The sequence below is a fragment of the Rhodovibrio sodomensis genome (assembly GCF_016583645.1).
In the GTDB taxonomy this organism is placed as follows: domain Bacteria; phylum Pseudomonadota; class Alphaproteobacteria; order Kiloniellales; family Rhodovibrionaceae; genus Rhodovibrio; species Rhodovibrio sodomensis.
This window is the reverse complement of the sequence record NZ_NRRL01000248.1, coordinates 1-1,619: the sequence shown is the minus strand read 5'-3', so window position 1 is coordinate 1,619 and position 1,619 is coordinate 1. Positions and strand designations below refer to the sequence as shown.

The following is a 1,619-nucleotide window of genomic DNA, read 5'->3' as shown; positions in this document are numbered from 1 at the left end:
CTCGAACGGCTAAACAAGGAGGTGAAGCGCCGGACCAACGTGGTCGGCATCTTTCCGAACGAAGAGGCGGTCGAGCGCCTGGTCGGCGCCGTGCTGCTGGAGCAGCACGAGGACTGGGCGGTCACCCACCGCTACATGCCGGTGGAAACGCTCCAGGCGCTATGCCAGCCTGAGGATACCGACACTCCGCCGGCGCTTGCCGCGGAGTAGCCGCGCCCAACCCGCGGCGACATCCAGATGGCCGCCTCTGTTACACCACGCCACTGGACGCAATCGCAGCAGGTCATCCGACCCGATCTGCGCCCGTCACACACAAAAAAAAGGACGCAGCCGGGGGGCGGCCGGGCCGTAAGGGCCTGGCTGCCGAACCCGGTCGCGTCCGCCGATGGGGTGCGCCGCCATGAGCGTCCCCGCGCCTTTGTGCGTGCGCGGGGACTGCGCCCTCTTTACTTTCGTGTTAGCGGACCTCCTGCCCGCGCGCGGTCGCCAGCAGCCGGGTGTCGACCTGGATCTCGCCCGCGTTCATGCCGCGGTTGAGGGCCCAGATCGCGGCCTGCGTGCGGTTGCGGACCTGGATCTTGCGCAGGATGCTCTTCAGGTGAACCTTCACGGTCGCCTCGGTGACGTGCAGGCGGTTGGCGATTGCCTTGTTGCTGTCGCCGGCGACCAGACACTGCAGGATCTGCGTCTCGCGCTCGGACAGGGACGGCGAGCCGGCCTGCAGCTTGGGCGTCGACACGTGGGCGCTGGCGCCGCCGGCGAGCAGCATGGCGACCAGCTGCGAGGGGAACACCCGCTCGCCCGCCATGATCAGGTGCAGCGACTTGAGCAGCGCGCTGGAGGACACGTTCTTCGACACCAAGCCGTCGATCGGCGCGCCGAAGCAGGCGATCAGGAAAGCCGGGTTCTCGCACGCCGTCAGCACGACGATCCGGGCCGTCGGATACCAGCTGCGCAGCTGCTCCAGGTCGCCGCGGGCGCCTTCGGGATCGCTACCGCAATCGATCAGGATCAGGTTGGGCTCGGCATCGGCGCTATCGCGCGCCGGGAGTTCGTCGAACGACGACGCTTCCTTGGCCACGCTCAACTCGCCACGGGTTAGAATGGCAATCAAGCCTTCGCGGGACAGACGATTGGCGTCAATTACGAAAGTGCTGATTTCAGTCATAGCGGCATATCCCCTTGGGCGGACCGGTCGGATTTCTTTGGCTTTGCGACCTGGCCCGGATTGGCCGTGTTGTCTGGCCTGTTGTGCTCGTCTCACCCGTTCGGGCACCACCTTGGTTTGGGCGGGCACTCCGTTCGTTCGACAACGAGTATGTTCTTACCGATTTTATGTGCGCGTCACACTACCTAAAAAGAAGCAATGGATCGCTTAAGTTCCGCACTCAAGTTTTTGGCCTATACTCCGAGTCTCTGGAGACCCGAATTCGGGCTTGACGCGAGGTAGAATCGGGATTCAGCTGCGAGCATGATACGCCCCGGTTTCCTTTCCTTTGAAGATCGCCGCGAACTCGAAGCGTGCGTGCGTCGGCATCGCGTGGACCACGCCGTTGCACGGCGGGCAAATGCCCTTCTGCTGCTGGATGACGGCAAAAGTTGCGCCCAGATCGCGGAGT

The 1,619-nt window shown here is 64.3% G+C and carries 2 protein-coding genes; one reads left to right on the top strand and one right to left on the bottom strand.

Annotated features, from left to right (window positions below; translation table 11 throughout):
* A partial coding sequence (locus tag CKO28_RS27500; protein ID WP_200344699.1) for a transposase occupies nucleotides 1–210 on the top strand: 210 nt, incomplete at its 5' end.
* 247 nt (nucleotides 211–457) lie between these two features.
* Here the strand turns inward: CKO28_RS27500 and CKO28_RS27495 are convergent.
* Nucleotides 458–1,168, bottom strand: a complete 711-nt coding sequence (locus CKO28_RS27495; protein ID WP_200344697.1) for a LuxR C-terminal-related transcriptional regulator — start codon at nucleotides 1,166–1,168, stop codon at nucleotides 458–460.
* Nucleotides 1,169–1,619 lie beyond the last annotated feature (451 nt).